General features: G+C 62.5%; 16 protein-coding genes. 3 read left to right on the top strand and 13 right to left on the bottom strand.

Annotation, left to right across the window (positions count from 1 at the left end; genetic code table 11):
* Nucleotides 1-3: 3 nt before the first annotated feature.
* From J5J83_RS12595 to J5J83_RS12570, 6 genes are all read right to left on the bottom strand, one after another.
* Nucleotides 4-2,190 carry a methyl-accepting chemotaxis protein gene (locus tag J5J83_RS12595; protein WP_212349613.1) on the bottom strand — a complete coding sequence of 729 codons (2,187 nt, stop codon included), beginning with the start codon at nucleotides 2,188-2,190 and terminating at the stop codon, nucleotides 4-6.
* Between the two features lie 44 nt (nucleotides 2,191-2,234).
* Nucleotides 2,235-4,427 (bottom strand): chemotaxis protein CheA, encoded by a 2,193-nt coding sequence (locus J5J83_RS12590; protein ID WP_212349611.1) that lies wholly within the window; start codon nucleotides 4,425-4,427, stop codon nucleotides 2,235-2,237.
* 14 nt (nucleotides 4,428-4,441) lie between these two features.
* Nucleotides 4,442-4,753, bottom strand: a complete 312-nt coding sequence (locus J5J83_RS12585) for an STAS domain-containing protein (protein WP_212349610.1) — start codon at nucleotides 4,751-4,753, stop codon at nucleotides 4,442-4,444.
* 7 nt (nucleotides 4,754-4,760) lie between these two features.
* A complete protein-coding gene (locus J5J83_RS12580) occupies nucleotides 4,761-5,999 on the bottom strand; it encodes a methyl-accepting chemotaxis protein (RefSeq protein ID WP_249115705.1) in 1,239 nt (412 codons plus the stop codon).
* Nucleotides 6,000-6,037: 38 nt separating this feature from the next.
* Nucleotides 6,038-6,403, bottom strand: a complete 366-nt coding sequence (locus tag J5J83_RS12575) for a response regulator (protein ID WP_212349606.1) — start codon at nucleotides 6,401-6,403, stop codon at nucleotides 6,038-6,040.
* 210 nt (nucleotides 6,404-6,613) lie between these two features.
* Nucleotides 6,614-7,495, bottom strand: coding sequence for a dienelactone hydrolase family protein (locus J5J83_RS12570; RefSeq protein WP_212349604.1), 882 nt, complete (start codon nucleotides 7,493-7,495; stop codon nucleotides 6,614-6,616).
* 277 nt (nucleotides 7,496-7,772) lie between these two features.
* Here J5J83_RS12570 and J5J83_RS12565 point away from each other — a divergent pair, with 277 nt between their 5' ends.
* Complete coding sequence (locus J5J83_RS12565) at nucleotides 7,773-8,672, top strand: LOG family protein (RefSeq protein ID WP_212349602.1); 900 nt, start codon at nucleotides 7,773-7,775, stop codon at nucleotides 8,670-8,672.
* A 50-nt stretch (nucleotides 8,673-8,722) separates the two neighbouring features.
* Here J5J83_RS12565 and J5J83_RS12560 read toward each other — a convergent pair whose 3' ends face one another.
* Nucleotides 8,723-9,241 (bottom strand): GNAT family N-acetyltransferase, encoded by a 519-nt coding sequence (locus J5J83_RS12560; RefSeq protein WP_212349600.1) that lies wholly within the window; start codon nucleotides 9,239-9,241, stop codon nucleotides 8,723-8,725.
* A gap of 229 nt (nucleotides 9,242-9,470) precedes the next feature.
* Between J5J83_RS12560 and J5J83_RS12555 the strand changes: the two genes are divergently transcribed.
* Both J5J83_RS12555 and J5J83_RS12550 read left to right on the top strand, forming a co-directional pair.
* Nucleotides 9,471-10,709: a class I SAM-dependent methyltransferase gene (locus J5J83_RS12555; protein ID WP_212349599.1), complete on the top strand. Its 1,239-nt coding sequence runs from the start codon at nucleotides 9,471-9,473 to the stop codon at nucleotides 10,707-10,709.
* A gap of 195 nt (nucleotides 10,710-10,904) precedes the next feature.
* Nucleotides 10,905-11,210, top strand: a complete 306-nt coding sequence (locus J5J83_RS12550) for a hypothetical protein (RefSeq protein WP_212349597.1) — start codon at nucleotides 10,905-10,907, stop codon at nucleotides 11,208-11,210.
* Here J5J83_RS12550 and J5J83_RS12545 read toward each other — a convergent pair whose 3' ends face one another.
* The 6 genes from J5J83_RS12545 to J5J83_RS12520 all read right to left on the bottom strand — a co-directional run bounded on the left by J5J83_RS12545 (nucleotide 11,211) and on the right by J5J83_RS12520 (nucleotide 17,180).
* Nucleotides 11,211-12,116, bottom strand: a complete 906-nt coding sequence (locus tag J5J83_RS12545) for a DMT family transporter (protein WP_212349595.1) — start codon at nucleotides 12,114-12,116, stop codon at nucleotides 11,211-11,213.
* Nucleotides 12,113-12,829 carry an ABC transporter ATP-binding protein gene (locus tag J5J83_RS12540; RefSeq protein ID WP_212353076.1) on the bottom strand — a complete coding sequence of 239 codons (717 nt, stop codon included), beginning with the start codon at nucleotides 12,827-12,829 and terminating at the stop codon, nucleotides 12,113-12,115. Before J5J83_RS12540 ends, J5J83_RS12545 begins: the two co-directional genes overlap by 4 nt.
* Nucleotides 12,829-13,662 carry an ATP-binding cassette domain-containing protein gene (locus J5J83_RS12535; RefSeq protein WP_212349593.1) on the bottom strand — a complete coding sequence of 278 codons (834 nt, stop codon included), beginning with the start codon at nucleotides 13,660-13,662 and terminating at the stop codon, nucleotides 12,829-12,831. Before J5J83_RS12535 ends, J5J83_RS12540 begins: the two co-directional genes overlap by 1 nt.
* Nucleotides 13,659-14,990: a high-affinity branched-chain amino acid ABC transporter permease LivM gene (gene livM, locus J5J83_RS12530; protein ID WP_212349591.1), complete on the bottom strand. Its 1,332-nt coding sequence runs from the start codon at nucleotides 14,988-14,990 to the stop codon at nucleotides 13,659-13,661. Before livM ends, J5J83_RS12535 begins: the two co-directional genes overlap by 4 nt.
* The gene (locus J5J83_RS12525) at nucleotides 14,990-15,904 is read right to left on the bottom strand and encodes a branched-chain amino acid ABC transporter permease LivH (RefSeq protein ID WP_212349589.1); all 915 of its coding nucleotides are present in this window, start codon (nucleotides 15,902-15,904) and stop codon (nucleotides 14,990-14,992) included. The genes livM and J5J83_RS12525 overlap by 1 nt, the downstream gene beginning before the upstream one ends.
* 181 nt (nucleotides 15,905-16,085) lie before the next feature.
* The gene (locus tag J5J83_RS12520; RefSeq protein ID WP_212349587.1) at nucleotides 16,086-17,180 is read right to left on the bottom strand and encodes a branched-chain amino acid ABC transporter substrate-binding protein; all 1,095 of its coding nucleotides are present in this window, start codon (nucleotides 17,178-17,180) and stop codon (nucleotides 16,086-16,088) included.
* Between the last annotated feature and the right edge of the window lie 133 nt (nucleotides 17,181-17,313).

Below are 17,313 nucleotides of genomic sequence, written 5' to 3'. Positions count from 1 at the left end.
GCTTCAGAACTTCTCAAAATCGGCTTCGGAGAAGCTGACCGATTTGCCGCGATTGGCCCGGGCGGCGGCCGAAGGCGCAGACGAGGCCGATTGTGCGGTGCGCTGGGCGGGTTTGCGCGAAACCGGGCTTGAGCGGCCAGAAGAACTGTTGCCGACATTGAAGAAGCTCATGATCTCCTGAAGCTGTCCGGCCTGACCACCGAGTTCTTCGGCTGTGGCGGCAAGTTCTTCGGAGGCCGATGCGTTCTGCTGGGTCGCTTTGTTGAGCTGACCCATTGCAGTGTTGATCTGCACCACGCCCGCACTCTGCTCTTGGCTGGCAGAGGCAATCTCCTGTACCAAGTCCGAAGTCTTGCGGATCGACGGTACCATCTCGTCAAGCAGACTGCCGGCACGTTCCGCGAGATTGACCGAATTACCGGCAAGCTGACCGATTTCCTGTGCAGCAACCTGACTGCGCTCTGCCAGCTTGCGCACCTCGGCCGCCACCACTGCAAAGCCTTTACCATGCTCCCCGGCCCGCGCTGCCTCGATGGCAGCGTTGAGGGCGAGCAGATTGGTCTGGTAGGCGATGTCGTCAATGATTCCGATCTTGCCGGCGATATCCTTCATCGCGGCCACAGTGTTCTTGACCGCTTCGCCACCTTCCACCGCTTCGGTGGAAGATTTTGTGGCCATGCCGTCGGTGACCTTGGCGTTCTCGGAGTTCTGGTTGATCGATGCAGTCATCTGCTCGATCGATGCCGAGGACTCCTCGACACTGGCGGCCTGTTCGGACGAAGACTGGCTCAGCGACTGCGCCGTAGCCGATACCTGAGCCGCTGCGTTGTTGAGCGCGTCAGCTGCCGTATTGATCTGGGTGATGGTTTCGGACAGGCGTGCAATGGTGTTGTTGATCGCATGCTTGAGCGCGTCGAAGTCGCCACGATAGCCGGCGGTGATGGTCTGGGTCATGTCGCCCTGTTCCATTGCGGCCATGACGCGGCGGACGTCGTTGATCGGACCGACCACGTTCTCCAGCGTCTGGTTGATACCGCTGACCAGCTGGTTCCAGCCGCCGACGAATAGTGCTGCATTTGCACGCTTCTGGAGTTCGCCCTCGTCGGCAGCCTTGATGATGATGTCCGTCTGCGCGAGGAGATCGCTCATCATCTTGACCATGTTGTTCAGGTTGGTCTTGATGAGGTCGAAGTCGCCGTTGTATTTCTCGGTAATGGTCGGCGGGATGATGCCTCTGGAGATTTCATCGACATACTTCGCAGTGACGTTGAGCGGGCCGATGACGGCGTCGAGCGTCTGGTTCACGCCGCCGACGATCTTGCGGAAGTCACCCGGATGCTTGTCGGCATCAGCGCGCGTCGACAGTTTGCCTGCCACCGCCGCAGCCGACAGCATCGATGCATCGTCGACCATGGTCTTTACGCTGGTCTGAACGCTTGCGACTGCACGCAGGACTTCACCCACCTCGTCCTTCGCATCGGACTGGAGCTCGAAACTGAAGTCTCCGACGGCCATTTTCTTGGCGGCCGAGACCGCGAGCCCGATCGGATGCGTGATGGAACGTGCGATCAGCATCGCCAGTGCCGCCGCGAGCAAGACCGCGCCAGCTGCGATTATGATCATCAGCTGGCGCGAATCGCTGGCGATCTCGATCGCATGTCTGCCATCCTCTGTCATCAGCGAGTTCTGGTATTCGATGAGATTGTGGATCGAGTCCAGATAATTTGTCTGCGTTTTATGCATATCACCGAGCAGCAAGGCTACGGCTTCGGTCTTGGCGTTGGACCTGACCAGACTCTCGAGTTGTCGCAGTGTGGTGACGTACTCGCCGCGCGTTCTGCCGACTAGGCCGATTATTTCCTTGCCCTTGTCCGTCGTGATGCCGTTCTTCAGGCGATCGACGTTCTCGGTAATGGTTGCCGATGCGGGCGGAATCCTCGAGAGCTCTCGTTCAGCATCGGACGCGCTGTTCACGAGCAGTGCGTTTCGCGTCGCGAGCGCGACGATGTTAACCTGCTCAATGACGTTGTTCGCCCAGACCGTCTTGACATAACGGTCGTTAACCAATAAGTCGATTTCGTCTGCAAGCGCTCCGATACGTTGCAGGCTCATGACTGCGATCAGGACTAGCAAGGAAATGACAAGCGCGAATGCAATGCCAAGCCGGACGCCAATCTTAAGGTTCTTCACAACGTTCTCCCTCACAAGCTGAATTCAAAGATCTGGATGATTGGCTATCGGATCGAGGCGGGTTGCTCGGCCCGTTGTGTTTCGTGTGCAGTGCAGCGCTGTATGAGCGCCTGGACGTCGAGAATCAGCGCCACTTCGCCGCTGCCGAGAATGGTCGATCCGCCGATGCCTTTCACATGGTGAAAGATGGTGCCCAGCGGTTTGATCACTGTCTGGAATTCGCCCATCAGGCTGTCGACGACAATGCCTGCCTTGAGCCCGGCATACTGGACCACCACGACGTTCTGCCGTGCCGGGGCTTCGCCGCGGAACTCGAACAATTCGCGCAAGCGCACGAAAGGCAGCACTTCGCCGCGCAGGTTGATGTAATCGCGTCCGTTCGAATCCCGGGTGAGTTCGATGCACTCGACCACCGAATCGAGCGGAATGACGTAGGCGGACCGACCCACCCCGACCAGAAAGCCGTCGATGATGGCCAGTGTGAGTGGCAGGCGGATCGCGAAGCGGGAGCCCTGGCCCACTGTCGAACTGACTTCGACGGTACCGCGCAGGCTCTGGATATTGCGCCTCACGACATCCATGCCGACGCCGCGACCGGAAAGGTTGCTGACCTGCTCGGCGGTTGAAAAGCCGGCCTCGAAGATCAGGTTGTATATCTCTGCATCGGTCAGGACCTGGCCGGGCTGGATGAGGCCGCGCTCGACTGCCTTGGCCATGATGCGATCACGATTGAGTCCGCCGCCGTCGTCGGCGACTTCGATGATGATGCTGCCGGAGTCGTGAAAGGCGTTCAGTTCGAGCCGCCCGCGCGCGGGCTTGCCATTGGCGACGCGGACATCGGGGGCTTCGATGCCGTGGTCCATGGCGTTGCGCACAAGATGCATGAGCGGATCGCCGATCTTCTCGACCATCGACTTGTCGAGTTCGGTGTCGCCGCCGGAAATGGACAGCTCGATGTCCTTGCCGAGTTCTCTCGATACATCACGGACAACGCGGGTGAAGCGGTTGAAGGTCTCGCCGATCTGCACCATGCGCAGCTGCAGCGCAGCATCGCGAATACTCTCGACCAGGCGCCCGGTAAGCGATGTGGCTTCGATGAGTTCGCCGATGCCGGTATTGGTCGCCAGCAGGTTGACGCTGGCCCCCGCAATGACAAGCTCGCCGACGAGATCGATGAGTTTGTCGAGCTTGTCCGCGGGAATGCGGATGAGCCGAGCTTCGGCTGCACGCTTGTCATTGACTTGCTTCTGCTTGATGATGGCCGCATCAACGAGCTCGGGGCTGACGACCTTCTGTTCGACCAGAATTTCCCCGAGCGGCATCTGCGGAGCCGAATCGGCGCTGTCGTTTTCGGGCGGCGCCTGCTGCTTGCGGAGGCCGTCGTCGAGTTCGGCCTGGGTCAGTGCCCCGACCCGGACCAGGATCTCACCCAGCCGCATCGGATCTTCGGGCAGCTGACTCATCAGGGCGACATAGTCGGACAGCTTGCTGTGCGGTGGCAGGATGTGCAGCGTGCAATCGTCGCGAACGAAATCGAACACGCGCTCGATGCTGGCCTTGTCTGCCGTCGACGCAAAGCTGATCTCGAAACCGAGATAACAGCTCTCAGCGTTCATCTCGTCGGCATTGGGCATGCTGTCAGCAATCGTTTCCAGCAGCACGATCCTGCCGATCGAGGTGAGGTAACGCAGAAAGGCCAGCGGGTCCATGCCATTACGAAGGACATCGGGGCCGAAACGAAGTGAAATGTGCCAGCAATCGGTCTCCACTTCGCCACCGCCCGAACTGTGCAGTGGCTCGTCGCGCGCCGACGGCGGCGTCGACGACGGTGCGTCGCCACCGCTACCCTTCTCCAGCCAGTCTCGCTGCAACCGGTTCAGCAGGGCGCTGCCTTCAGCGGCCAGGTCCGCGTCGGGGGCTGGCGTACCGGCGGCGAGGACGTCGAGCAGATTGCCGATATGATCCGAACAGGCAAGCAGCAAGGCGACGAGATCGCCGTTGAGCTTGATCTCGCCATTGCGCAGCCGGTCGAGTACGTTCTCAACGACGTGGGTGAAGGACACGATGAAGTTGCACTCAACGACCCCCGCACCGCCCTTGATCGTGTGTGCGGATCGAAACACGGCGTTGAGGATATCGTTGTCCTCAGGGCTGCCCTCGAGTTGCAGCAGGGCATCCTCGAGCGCGGCAAGCTGTTCGCGGCTTTCAGTTACGAAAACGGTGGTGATTTCGTCCATGATGGGTCCGGGCCTTAGCCTTCTCGGGCGGGGATGAGCATCGGATCTCCGAAGCTGGCTGCGAGATTGAAGAAATCGACCACCTCACGCACCGCCGAACTGTGGGCGACGAGAACGGCGCGCTTTCCCAGTCTGCCGGCCTCTCGTTTGACCAGTATCAGTAACTGGATGCCCGCAGTGTCGATTTCTGCTACCGCCGACAGATCGATCTCGAATTCATCGTGTACTGCAAGTGCGTCGAGCAGCTGTTGTTTCTGTGCGCTGGCGTTGTAGATCGTCATGTCATCGACGATCGCCACCCGGGTGCCGGATTGAGAATCGCTCATTGCCACCTCAGAAGAGTTCTATCTTGGCGCCCTGGCCACTGCTTTCGTTGTCGGTTTCGTGCAGGGCCGTATGGTGCGTATGACGCTGCTGGTCCATCACGTAGTTCGAATAGATCTCGTCCAGGTGTTGCGACAGCGGGGTGTAGCTGAAGTCCGGCTCATCCGATTGCCCGAGGCGCTCGGCGAGAACGCCGAGATGACCGTCGAGGCGGATCAGTGAGTCCGACGTATGCTCGATCTGCTGGCGGGTGACGTCCTGGAACTGCACACTTGCCAAGGCAGACATGAACATGGTTGCCAGCGCTTCGCTGCTGCTGCGCACGGTGTCGATCACGTGGCCCTGATGCACGAGGATTTCCTCGTAGCTGTGTCCCAACTCGCTCAGTTGATCGGCAAATTGATTCAGCGCGGCCTGTTCGCTTTCGAGATTGACCGAGGACAGCTTTTCCTGCAATTGCGTTTCAATTGTGCCGGCCACGTTGATAATTCCCTGATTGATCAGGACAACCGCCTTCTCGGTTTCCGCCGAGAGCTTGCGGACTTCGTCAGCGACCACCGCAAATCCACGCCCGGCTTCACCTGCACGGGCCGCTTCGATGGCAGCATTGAGCGCAAGCAGGTTGGTCTGGGCTGCAATATCCTTGATCAGGCGGGTGAGCGACTCCAGCGAGCGCGCTTCCTTGACCACCTGCCCCACACGCGCCTGGTCGGCTTGCGTTTCGTCGATCCGGAAGCTGATGTACTTGCGCATGTCCGCAATCAGTTTCTGGTTTGAGGCGATGCGGGCTTCGGAAGCGTGCGCCAGTTCGTTCGACTCGGCCGAGCTTTCAGCCACGAAGGCGCCGAGGCGGCCTACGACGTCGTCGATGGCCTGCAGGCGCTCGGTGATGTCGTAGGCCGCTTTCTCGGTCTGCTGCACGACGCTGTCGAGCTGTTTGCGCAACACATCGTTGTAGGTGGGCACGACGCGCAGTTCCCGGGCGACCTCATCCGCAACCGCGCCGACGTTTTCCGATGCGTGCTCGAGCTCGCTCTGCCGGGTGGACATGCCGAGCATCCTGTCCTTGAAGAACGCAAGTGACACGATGCGTTGCCCGACGTAGGCCACGGCGACGATCAGCATGGCGCCGACGGCATCGCCAACCGGCTGCGGCAAGCCGACGCCGGGTAGAAAAACCTCGTGAAACCACCCATTGAAAAAGAACACTACAAGGCCGGCGCCCGTGGCGACGGTTGCAAAGACCATGGTCGAGCGGCGAAGTAGTGTATTGAGCGGCATTTTTTTCAGCGCATCACGAGTTTGATGGTGTTGAGCAGTTCGTCGGCGGATGCAGGCTTGACGATCCAGCCGGAAGCGCCTGCAGCCTTGGCTTCCGCCTTCTTGGACTGCTGCGACTCGGTGGTCAGGAACAGGATGGGCATGAAGCGGTAATTCGGCAGTTTGCGGACTTCCTTGATGAAGTCGATTCCATTCATGCCCGGCATGTTGAGATCGGTGATCAACAGATCCACCTTGACGCCGGACTGGAACTTCTTCAACGCATCCGCGGCATTGGATGCCTTTTCAACGCCATACCCGGCCTTGGTCAGAATGCCCGAAATGGACAGCAGGATGGTGGCGGAGTCGTCGACCAGAAAGATTGTTTTCATGTGTGCAGGTTGAATCTCAAGAAGACGGGCAAAGCCGATCATGCCTTGCCCGTCCAGGTGGGCACGTTGATGTACGCCGATTGAATTGCGCCATAGTGCGAACAGTCAACGGTAGAAGTGAGCATTACTTTACCGGTAAAGTAATGTCATGTTTCTATTGTGACGAAATTCAGATATTTGTGGCACTAGACACACACAAGTCGTGAAAAACTACACGCCGTTGCGCTCGAGCCACGCCAGCATGCGCTTCCAGCCGTCCGCCGCCTCGGCCGCTCGGTAGCTCGGGCGATAGTCTGCATTGAAGGCATGTGGCGCGTCCGGGTACACGATCAGTTCGCCGGGCTTGCCTGCGGCCTTGAGCGCTTCGCGCATGGCATCGACGTCGGCCACCGGAATGCCCTGATCCTTGCCGCCGTACAGGCCCAGCACCGGTGCATGCAGACTGGCCACGACGTCGATGGGGTGCTTGGGTGTGAGTTCTGAGGGGGCGCCGTCGATGCGTCCGTACCACGCCACGCCGGCGCGCAGCTTGGGGTTGTGGGCGGCGTACAGCCAGGTGATGCGTCCGCCCCAGCAGAATCCGGTGATGGCCAGACGAGCGGGGTCGCCGCCTTGCGTGGCCGCCCAGGCCGCGCTGGCATCGAGGTCGCTCATTACCTGGGCGTCGGGCACCTTGGCGACGATGCCCTCCAGGATGGCACCCACATTGTCCATCTTGCCCGGGTCGCCCTGACGGAAATAGAGCTCCGGTGCGATCGCCAGATAACCGGCCTTCGCGAGCCGGCGGCAGAGATCCCGGATGTGTTCGTGCACGCCGAAGATTTCCTGCACCACGAGTACCGTCGCGAGCTTCTTTCCGCCCTGCGGTCGGGCAAAATAGAGCGGAAGCGCGCCATTGGCTGTCTCTACCGCGGCATTGCCGGCGTCGAGTCCCGTACTGTCCGTATTGATCACGGTACTGGCCTGGACCGGCTGCACGGCGAGGGCAAATCCGGCCGCGGTTGCGGTGGCGATGAAGGCGCGGCGATCGAGATGCGCCGCAGGCAGCAGGCTGTCGAATTCGGCATCTTGCGTCGATGTGATGTCGGTCATGGGAGTCTCCTCGCGTCTTGGCGGTGGGCCGGCCGGAAATTTCTTGCCGGTGTGTGTCGTGCTTGCTTGCGATGAAATGGAGCTTCGGTAGTGTAAGAGGTTCCCGTGCCAATCGTCATGACCGAAGTCAATGGCGATAAGGCCTTTCGGATATTGAGGGCTGGTGGACGAAAACCTGCGCGAGGTGCGTGGAAGCGCGCAGGAAAATGTACTTGCACCGGTAAATGTTGCGGTGCAACAATGAACGCACGAATCGATCGTGCTCCGGAGAAACATCATGCACAAGAAGAACCCGCTCAAGGCGCGCAACTTCCCCTCGGCCCAGGACGAGGCGGCAACCGTGCGCCTGCCTTCCCGCTATGCGGGCCCCGGCAGCTCATTCGGCATGGCCTACGCCGATACCGAATTCCTGCTGCGCGAGGAGCTGCGCCCGGTGCGGATGCAGCTCGAGCTGATGAAGCCCGAACTGATCCAGCAGGATCAGGGCGTCGAGTCCACCATCGTCATTTTCGGCAGCGCTCGCTTCAAGCCGCGCGAGGTGGCCGAGGAGATGCTGGAGAAGGCGAAGGCGGCAGGGCATACGGATGCCATCCGTCACGCCGAGCGAATGATGGCCAACGTGCGCTACTACGATGAGGCGCGGCGCTTTGCTGAACTCGTCACGCGCGATGCCGATGCCTTGGGGGAACCGGTGATCATCACCACCGGCGGTGGCCCCGGGATCATGGAGGCGGGCAACCGCGGCGCCTTCGATGCCGGCGGGCGCAGCATGGGCATGAGCATCCACCTGCCTTTCGAGGAGGACCCCAATCCCTACATCACGCCGGAGCTGTGCTTCCAGTTCCACTATTTCGCCATCCGCAAGATGCATTTCCTTATGCGCGCGGTGGCCCTGGTCAGCTTTCCGGGTGGTTTCGGCACCATGGACGAACTGTTCGAAGTGCTCACGCTGGCGCAGACGCGCAAGATCCGCCGGCGGCCGATCGTGCTTTTCGGGCGGGCGTTCTGGGACCGGGTGGTCAATTTCGAGGCGCTCGCGGATGAGGGCGTGATCAGTTACGGTGATCTCGAGCTGATTCATTACGCCGAATCGGCCGAAGAGGCCTGGGACATCATCAAGCGCACCTACCAGGACGACGATCCGGAACTCACCGCGCGACAGAACCGCGCGGCCTGAAAACGCGCGGGTGGACGTGCTTCGGGTGACCGGTTCGGGGCCCGAAGCACTCAGCCGTCAACCGGAGCCGTGGGCGTATCGAGCGTGAGCTGGTAAAAGGCAAGGTCGAGCCAGCGTCCGAACTTGAAGCCGGCCTGCGGCAGGGTGCCGACATGCACGAAGCCCAGTGCGGTATGAAGCGCGATGCTCGCAGCGTTGTCAGCGTCGATGGCGCCGATCAGCAGGTGGCGCTGGTGCCCGCGCGCGCGTTCGATCAGTGCCTGTAGCAGCGTCCGGCCTACGCCGCGACCGCGATAATCGGCGTGTACATAGACCGAATGTTCGACCGAGTACTTGAACGCCGGGTAGGCGCGAAAGCTGCCATAGCTGGCGAAACCGGCGAGGCGACCGTCGTCTTCCAGCCCGATCACCGGAAAGCCGCCCTCGCGCTTGACCGCGAACCATGCGTCCATGCTGTGTGGCGGGCGCGGGGTGTACTCGTACAGTGCGGTCGAATGCAGGATCGCCTCATTGAGCAGGTCGAGGATGGCGTCGGCGTGGCGTTCGGGGCGGCAGTCGACAAGTTGCATGGTCAGTCTGGTGTGCTCGCTGGGGGGCTTGGATGTGCCGAGACTGTAACCGAGGCCTGGCATCGATGCACCTCCGATGCGCGTGTGATCACAGGGTTTGCATGTGCTGGCGGGCGGGGTTATCGTCGCATCCCCTGTGCGTTTCGACTGCTTCGATGATGAGTGCCCTTCACCGTTTCGCCCGACCGTGCGGCAAGTGCCCGATGTCGACTCCGCCGCTGGACTGCGCATGAGCGCCCAGCTCGGACTCGGTCTGCGCGATGTGGCTGCGCTGGGGCAGATCTTTACCCCGCAGCCAGTGGTGCAGGCCATGCTCGCGCTCCGGCGCAACCGCGGCAGGGTGCTCGAGCCGTCCTGCGGCGACGGTGCGTTTCTGCAGCACCTGCCCGGGGCGGTCGGCATCGAGCTTGACGCCGACCATTGCCAGGCGGGGGCGCTCAACATCGACTTCTTCGCCTATCCGGACAGCGAGCAGTTCGACACCATCATCGGCAATCCGCCCTATGTGCGCTTCCAGGATGTGCCCGAAGCCACCCGCAAGCGCCTGGCTGCAACCCGCCCGCATGCGCGATTCGACGGGCGCGCCAATCTCTATCTGTTCTTCATCGAAAAGTGCGTGCGCCATCTCGCGCCCGGTGGCGAACTGATCTTCATCACGCCGCGCGATTTCCTCAAGGCGACGTCGGCGGTGCATCTGAACCGACTGCTGTACGAGACCGGTTCGATCACCGATGCGATTGAGCTGGGTGACGCGCGGGTGTTCGATGGTGCGCTGCCCAACTGCCTGATCTGGCGCTTCGAGAAGGGCTGCAGCGAACGCAGCATGCGGTATCTCGAGCTCGGCACCGGTGACGATATCGGGCCGGCCTTGCGCGAACCGGTGTGGGAAACCCGGCATTTCGTCGAGGCGGGCGGGCACCTGATGTTCGCCCGCGGCGACTATCCGCTGCGTCTGGCCGATGTGGCCTTCGTCAAGGTGGGGGCGGTGTCGGGCGCCGATGAGCTGTTTGCCGATGCACGCCATGGCAGCCGCGACTTCGTCTGTTCATCCACCGTCAGCACGGGCGAGACCCGGCGCATGATCTGGACCGAACCCGGCGAGCCGCCGCCGCCGGTGCTCAAGGCGCACAAGGCGCGACTGCTCCAGCGCAAGGTGACGCGCTTCGATGAGTCCAACTGGTGGATGTGGGGCCGCCTGCACTACCGCAGCAACCTGCCGCGAGTGTACGTGAATGGACGTACCCGGGTGGCAAGACCTTTCTTCATTCATCCGTGCACGGATTATGACGGCGCCGTGCTGGCGGTTTTTCCTCGCCGCGCCGATGCGGATCTCGACGCCTTCCGCGATGCGCTTAATGCGGTGGCGTGGGCCGATCTCGGTTTCGTCTGCGATGGTCGCTTCCTATTCACCCAGCGCAGCCTCGAGCATGCGCCCCTGCCGGCGAGCTTTTCGGCCTTCCTGCCCTGAGTCTCCCCGCGTCCGGGTGGCGGTCCTTTGCAGATACTTTTATAGGTATTCGATCTAAGGATATCGATTGAACTGCATGTGGCGGTTCTAAGCTCTGGGTTACGCTTCCCTCCGTATCGTGACTGAATGCAGTCGGTCCGGCGCGGATGTGCTGCGCTCGCCGCGGCTGCGACAAGACGGATAAGGAGCGTCAGGATGGTTGAAGTGGCAGGCGTTGTCGCGCTGGTGTGTGCAGGGCTTGCGGTGTCGTACGTTCGCGGCATGCGCAGGAAGATCGACGGACTCGCGCTCGCCGAGGCCGCGCCCGCCCGCGTGGCTCGCCTCTATCTGCGCCGTGTGTCCGACACCAACGCCTTCTGGCTGCACATGCAGGCCACGGACGGACGAAAGTACTGCATCGCCGCGCCCTGGGAGCTGGAGGACACGCTCGCCCGCCTCGAGCGTGTCGGCCTCCGTCTGTCACAGGAAGAGATCAGCTACCTCAACCAGTCTTTTGCCTGATCAGCGCTCGCCGCGCGCCGCGAGGTAGATGCCTGCCAGCAGCAGGCTGAAACCGACGAATTGCAGCGGCGCGAAGCCTTCGCCGAAGACGATGAAGGCGAGCAGCGCGCTGCCCACCGGCTCGCCCAGCGTCACCACCGCAATGAAGGTGGCCGAGACGTAGCGCAGCGACCAGTTGTAGGACGTATGCCCCAGCAATTGCGGTCCCAGCGCCATGCCCAGCAACACCAGCCAGGCCACGTTCGAGTGAGCGAACAGGCTGACGCCGCCAATGCCGCTGGCGCCCAGCAGGAAGAGTCCGGCCGCGCCATACGCCAGCCAGATGTAGGCAGACAGGCCGAGCCCGGCGCGCAGCCGGCGCCCGATCAGCAGGTAGGCGGAGAAGCACCAACTGCCGACCAGCGCCAGCATGTTGCCCAGCATCGGATTGCTCCCCACGCCGGCAGTCTGGCTGTCGCTCCAGAAGATGAACAGGCTGCCTGCCAGGGACAGCGCGATGCCGCCGACCATCATCAGGCTCGGTCGCTCGCGAAACAGCACGAAGGAGGCGATGCCGATCCACAATGGATTGGTGGTCACCAGCGCTGTGCTCGAGGCCACCGAGGTGTATTCCAGCGAGCTGATCCAGGTGGCGAAATGCAGCGCCAGGAAGAAGCCGGCCGCCACCGCCATCAACATCTGGCGGCCGCTCAGTCGTGCCAGGTCGCGGTGCGACTGCATCAGCGCGACCGGGGTGATGATGATCGCTGCCAGCCCCAGCCGCCAGGTGGCCACCGCCAGTGAACTCACCCCTTCGGCCTGCGCCAGACGCGCCAGTACCGCGCCGAAGGAGATCGCCGTCAGGCCGATGCCGAGCACCGCGAAGGGCAGCCAGCGTGCGGGTGCTGCGGTCGTGCCGTCGCTCAAGCGTGACCTCCGCCTTCAAGATAGGCTGCGCGCACTTCGGGGCTCGCAAGCAGCTCGGCACCGGTGCCCGACAGCGTGATCTCGCCATGCTGAAGCACGTAGGCACGATGTGCCACTTTCAGCGCCTGGTTGGCGTTCTGCTCCACCAGCAGGATGGTCATGCCATGGTCGCGGTTGAGTTCGCGCACGATCTGGAAAATACGGCGGATGTAGATCGGCGCCAGGCCGAGTGAGGGCTCGTCGAGCAGCAGCAGCTTGGGGCGGCTCATCAGCGCGCGACCGATGGCGAGCATCTGCTGCTCACCGCCCGACAGCGTGCCGGCGCGCTGCGACTGACGCTCCTGCAGGATGGGGAACATCGCATATACACGCGCGATGTCGGCATCGTAGTTGGCCGGATCGGCCTGCGCCGCACCGATCTGCAGATTCTCCAGCACCGTCATGCGCGGAAAGATACGCCGCCCCTCCGGCACCAGCGCGATACCGCGGCGGGCGATATCGTGCGTGTGCAGGTGGGTGATGTCCTCACCGTCGAACACGATGCGCCCGGCCGAGGCCTGCGGGCGCCCGAACAGACTCATCATCAACGTCGATTTACCGGCGCCGTTGGCGCCGATCAGGGTGACGATCTCGCCCACCTGCACTTCCACGTCGATGCCGTGCAGGGCATGGATGTGGCCGTAGTGGGCGTGCACCCCTTCCATTGTCAGCATCATGCTGCGATCCCCCCGGACGCATCGTCTGCGTCATCTTCGTCGTCTTCGCCAAGATAGGCCTTGATCACCTGCGGATCGTTCTGGACCTTTTCCGGCGAACCCTCGGCGATCTTGCGGCCGTAGTTGATCACGCAGATATGGTCGGAGACGTTCATGACCACGCTCATGTCGTGCTCGATCAGCAGGATCGCAATGCCCATTTCGCCGCACAGGTAGAGCAGCAGTTCGTTGAGTTCGGCCGATTCGCGCGGATTGAGACCGGCCGCCGGTTCGTCCAGGCACAGCAGCACCGGATTGACGCACAGTGCGCGCGCGATCTCGATGCGGCGCTGAATGCCGTAGGGCAGGTCGCCCGCGGCGTGGTCGGCGAGCCGTTCGAGCTTGAGGCGGCGCAGCCAGGTCTCGGCGCGGGCCATGGCCTCGCCTTCGGCCTTGCGATAGACCGGCAGGGCGAAAATGCCGGCAATGGAGAATTTCGACGCCCGCTGCAGCACGTTGTGCTGGGCCACGATCAGATTCTCCAGCACCGTCATCTTGGGGAACAGACGAATGTTCTGGAAGGTTCGCACCACCTGGGCATCGCGCGCCACGCGGTGACTGGACAGCGACTCCAGGCGCAATTCGCCGCGGGTCGGATGATTCAGCCGCAGCGTGCCGGTGGTCGGTTTGTAGAAACCGGTCAGGCAATTGAACAGCGTCGTCTTGCCGGCACCGTTGGGGCCGATGATGCCGGTGATCTTGCCGGCCGGCACTTCCAGCGACAGCTGGTCGATGGCGGTCAGGCCGCCGAAGCGCATCGTCAGTTCGCACACCGATAGCAATGTGCTCATTGTGCGGCCTCCTCGAGAGCATCCTGGTTGCGTGCGCCGCCCCTGGACAGGCGCAGCGTCGGTTCGCGGTGCGACAGCAGGCCGCTTGGTTTCCAGACCATGATCAGCACCATCGCAGCGCCGAACAGCAGCATGCGGTACTCGGAAAAGTTGCGTCCGAATTCGGGGATCAGCACCAGCAGCGTGGCGGCCAGCACTACGCCCATCTGCGAGCCCATACCGCCGAGCACGACGATGGCCAGGATGATGGCGGACTCGGTGAAGGTGAAACTCTCGGGCGAGATGAAACCCTGGCGCGCGGCAAAGAACATGCCGGCAAAACCGCCCAGCATGGCGCCGATGGCAAAGGCCGACAGCTTGATGTTGGTGGTGTTCATGCCCATTGCCTGGCAGGCGATCTCGTCCTCGCGCAGCGCTTCCCAGGCGCGTCCGATCGGCAGCTTGCGCAAGCGCGACACGAAGGCGTGGGTGAGCAGAGCCAGCACCAGGATCAGGTAGTAGAGAAAGATCAGCCGGTGCATCGGCGAGTAGTCGATGCCGAAGAAGGTCGAAAAGGTCTGCTCGCCTTCGGCTGCACTGCGGCTGAACTCGAGTCCGAACAGCGTCGGGCGCGGAATCGAGCTGATGCCGTTGGGGCCGTTGGAGAACTCGGTCCAGTTCACCAGGATGATGCGGATGATCTCGCCGAAGCCCAGCGTGACGATGGCCAGGTAGTCGCCGCGCAGGCGCAGGATCGGGTAGCCGAGCAGGATGCCGAAAGTGGCGGCAAGACCACCCGACACCGGCAGTGCTTCCCAGAAACCCCAGCCGTACTGGGTGGACAGCAGCGCATACGAGTATGCGCCGACCGCGTAGAAGGCCACGTATCCCAGATCGAGCAGGCCGGCGAGACCGACTACCACGTTCAACCCCCAGCCCAGCATCACGTAGATCAGGACCGTGGTGGCGGTGTCGACCACGTAGCGGTTGTCCGAATACATGATGGGCAGCGCGATGGAGGCGCCGAGCGCAATCCAGCCGATGACGTTGACCACCTTGACCGGACTGATGCCGACCGATTTGCCGGTGTCCGCGCGCTGGCGTTCGAGCTTGCGCGCGCCCATGGTGTCGATCATCCAGCGTAGACCGAGGCGGCCGCCAAATGCGGCAACCACACATGCGGCGAGCAGACCGAAGCGGGTGCTGACCTCCAGCGAGCCGCCGGCGTCGACAGTGGTCAGGCCGATCAGCGGGATGCCCAGGATGAGGGCGACAAAGGCCACCCATCCGGCGTCGCGCAAGCGCTCTGCGGGTGTGATCTGATGGCGGGCGAAGACGACGGCGCTCATTACACTTTCTCCACTTCGGGCCGGCCGAGCAGGCCCGAGGGGCGCAGCATCAGCACCAGCACGAGGATGGCGAAGGTCGCCACGTCCTTGTACTCGGCCCACAGGTAGGCCGACCAGAACGACTCGATGAGGCCGATCAGCAGACCGCCCAGCATCGCGCCCGGCAATGAGCCGATGCCGCCCAGCACGGCAGCGGTGAAGGCCTTGATGCCGGCCAGAAAACCGATGTAGAAATCGATTACGCCGTAATAGACCGTCACCATCACCCCGGCCACGGCGGCCAGCGAGGCGCCGAGCATGAAGGTGAAGGAGATCGTGCGATCGACGTTGATGCCCAGCAGCGACGCCATGGTGCGGTCCTGCTCGCAGGAGCGTTGCTGGCGACCGAACGGCGTCTGCGTGATCAGCCAGGTGAAGCCGACCATCATCACTACGGTGACGGCGATGATCAGGAGCTGGCTCCAGCCGATCTGAACGGTGAATTCGGGCGTGGACCAAACCTCGAGGCCGCCCTGGATCACCGGAGGAATGGGTTTCACCCGTGCGCCCTGGGTGAGCTGCACTGCGTTCTGCAGGAAGATCGACATCCCGATTGCGGAAATCAGCGGCGCCAGCCGGGTCGAGCCGCGTAGCGGACGATAGGCGATGCGCTCCACTGCCCAGCCGTAGGCCGAGGTGAAGAAGATCGATACGATGAGGACGAAGGTCAGTGCCAGCGGGACCGAGGTGACGTCGGCCGCGGCGAGCAGCGTGAACGCGGTGACGGCAATGAAGGCGCTGACCATGAAGATGTCGCCGTGGGCGAAATTGATCATGCCGATGATGCCGTACACCATCGTGTAGCCGATTGCGATCAGCCCGTACATCGAGCCGAGCGTGAGGCCATTGATGAGTTGTTGCAATGCGTAGGCCACGTTATCTCCGGGAGTGGTGTTGCGCGACGGGTGCCGCTTGGCGGCCGCCGTGCGCAGCTTGTGGTTTTGGTCGCCCTGTCGGTGGCGCGGCGTCAGCGAGCATGAGCGCGCTTCAGTTCCAGGGCGGAGACGCCGGCCCGGGGGCCGGCTTCACGCACCGCCCGGTGGGCGGGAGAACGACTTACTTTGCGTAATCGTACTTGCCGTCCTTCCACTGGTAGACGACGAAGCCCGGCGCCTTCTGGTCACCCTTGGCGTCGAAGGACAGATCGCCGATCACGGTCTTGAAGGTGCCGCCGCGCATGGCCTTTTCCAGCGCCGCGTACTTGGTGCTCTTGGCTTTCGTCGCGGCCTGCTCGAACAGCTGCATCGCGGCGTAGGCATACATCACGTAGCCTTCAGGCTCGATCTTGGCGGCACGGAACTTCTCCACGATCGGGGCGGCGTCCGGGTTCTTGCGCGGATCGGGGGAGAAGGTGAACATCACGTTGTCGGCGGTCGGGCCGGCGGCGGTGACCAGTTCGGAGTTGGTCATGGTGTCGCCGCCCATCACCGTGAGTTTCAGACCGGCTTGCTGGGCCTGGCGCAGGATCAGTGCCACTTCGGTGTGGTAGCCGCCGTAGGCCAGCACGTCGACGCCGGCCTGCTTGAGCTTGGTGACGATGCCCGAGTAATCCTTTTCGCCCGCGGTAATGGATTCGCGCAGCACCGGCTTGGCGCCCTTGGCCGTCATCGCCTTGGCGATTTCGTCGGCCAGACCCTTGCCGTAGGCGCTCTTGTCGTCGAGTACGGCAATTTTCTTGCCCTTGAAATGACTGGCCAGGTAGTTGCCGGCCACCAGGCCCTGCTGGTCGTCACGACCCATGATGCGGAATACGTTCTTGAGCCCGCGCTCCGTGACCTGCGGGTTGGTCGATACCGTCGCCATGGGGATGTCGGATTCCGCATAGACATCCGACGCCGGGATGGTGGAGCTCGAGCACCAGTGTCCATGCATGAAGACGATGCCCTTGTTCACCATGGTGTTGGCGACCGACACGGCCTGCTTCGGATCGCAGGCGTCGTCGCCCACTTCCAGCGTCAGCTTCTCGCCGAGTACGCCGCCGCGTGCATTGATGTCGGCGATGGCCATTTCCGCACCTTTGCGGATCTGGTCGCCGGCCGAGGCGTACTGTCCCGTCATCGGGCCGGCGATGGCCACCGGCAGGTCGGCCAGTGCGGGGGTGCTCAGTGCGCCGAGCGCGATACATGCAGCGGCGAGGAAAGTCTTCTTCATGGGTAATCTCCTTTTGTGCGAGGTTCTACTGACGCTTCGTGGTGACATGACATGTGCGGACATTGCCGTCCGCGCAGGCCCTGTAAGTTAAGCCAGGCAAGGATTAATGCAATCCGTGTCTGCCCTAAGTGCG

The organism is Azoarcus sp. L1K30, assembly GCF_018122735.1.
Taxonomy (GTDB): Bacteria; Pseudomonadota; Gammaproteobacteria; order Burkholderiales; family Rhodocyclaceae; genus Parazoarcus.
Note: the sequence above shows the minus strand (reverse complement) of the source record. Positions and strands in the feature narration are given on the sequence as shown.

Excerpts from the sequence above, each read along its gene's own strand:
- livM (WP_212349591.1), bottom strand. The coding sequence starts at position 14,990 with ATGAGCGCCGTCGTCTTCGCCCGCCATCAGATCACACCCGCAGAGCGC.
- J5J83_RS12575 (WP_212349606.1), bottom strand. The coding sequence starts at position 6,403 with ATGAAAACAATCTTTCTGGTCGACGACTCCGCCACCATCCTGCTGTCC.
- J5J83_RS12550 (WP_212349597.1), top strand. The coding sequence starts at position 10,905 with ATGGTTGAAGTGGCAGGCGTTGTCGCGCTGGTGTGTGCAGGGCTTGCG.
- J5J83_RS12535 (WP_212349593.1), bottom strand. The coding sequence starts at position 13,662 with ATGAGCACATTGCTATCGGTGTGCGAACTGACGATGCGCTTCGGCGGC.
- J5J83_RS12570 (WP_212349604.1), bottom strand. The coding sequence starts at position 7,495 with ATGACCGACATCACATCGACGCAAGATGCCGAATTCGACAGCCTGCTG.
- J5J83_RS12540 (WP_212353076.1), bottom strand. The coding sequence starts at position 12,829 with ATGCTGACAATGGAAGGGGTGCACGCCCACTACGGCCACATCCATGCC.
- J5J83_RS12555 (WP_212349599.1), top strand. The coding sequence starts at position 9,471 with ATGAGCGCCCAGCTCGGACTCGGTCTGCGCGATGTGGCTGCGCTGGGG.
- J5J83_RS12520 (WP_212349587.1), bottom strand. The coding sequence starts at position 17,180 with ATGAAGAAGACTTTCCTCGCCGCTGCATGTATCGCGCTCGGCGCACTG.
- J5J83_RS12580 (WP_249115705.1), bottom strand. The coding sequence starts at position 5,999 with ATGGTCTTTGCAACCGTCGCCACGGGCGCCGGCCTTGTAGTGTTCTTT.
- J5J83_RS12585 (WP_212349610.1), bottom strand. The coding sequence starts at position 4,753 with ATGAGCGATTCTCAATCCGGCACCCGGGTGGCGATCGTCGATGACATG.
- J5J83_RS12565 (WP_212349602.1), top strand. The coding sequence starts at position 7,773 with ATGCACAAGAAGAACCCGCTCAAGGCGCGCAACTTCCCCTCGGCCCAG.
- J5J83_RS12590 (WP_212349611.1), bottom strand. The coding sequence starts at position 4,427 with ATGGACGAAATCACCACCGTTTTCGTAACTGAAAGCCGCGAACAGCTT.
- J5J83_RS12560 (WP_212349600.1), bottom strand. The coding sequence starts at position 9,241 with ATGCAACTTGTCGACTGCCGCCCCGAACGCCACGCCGACGCCATCCTC.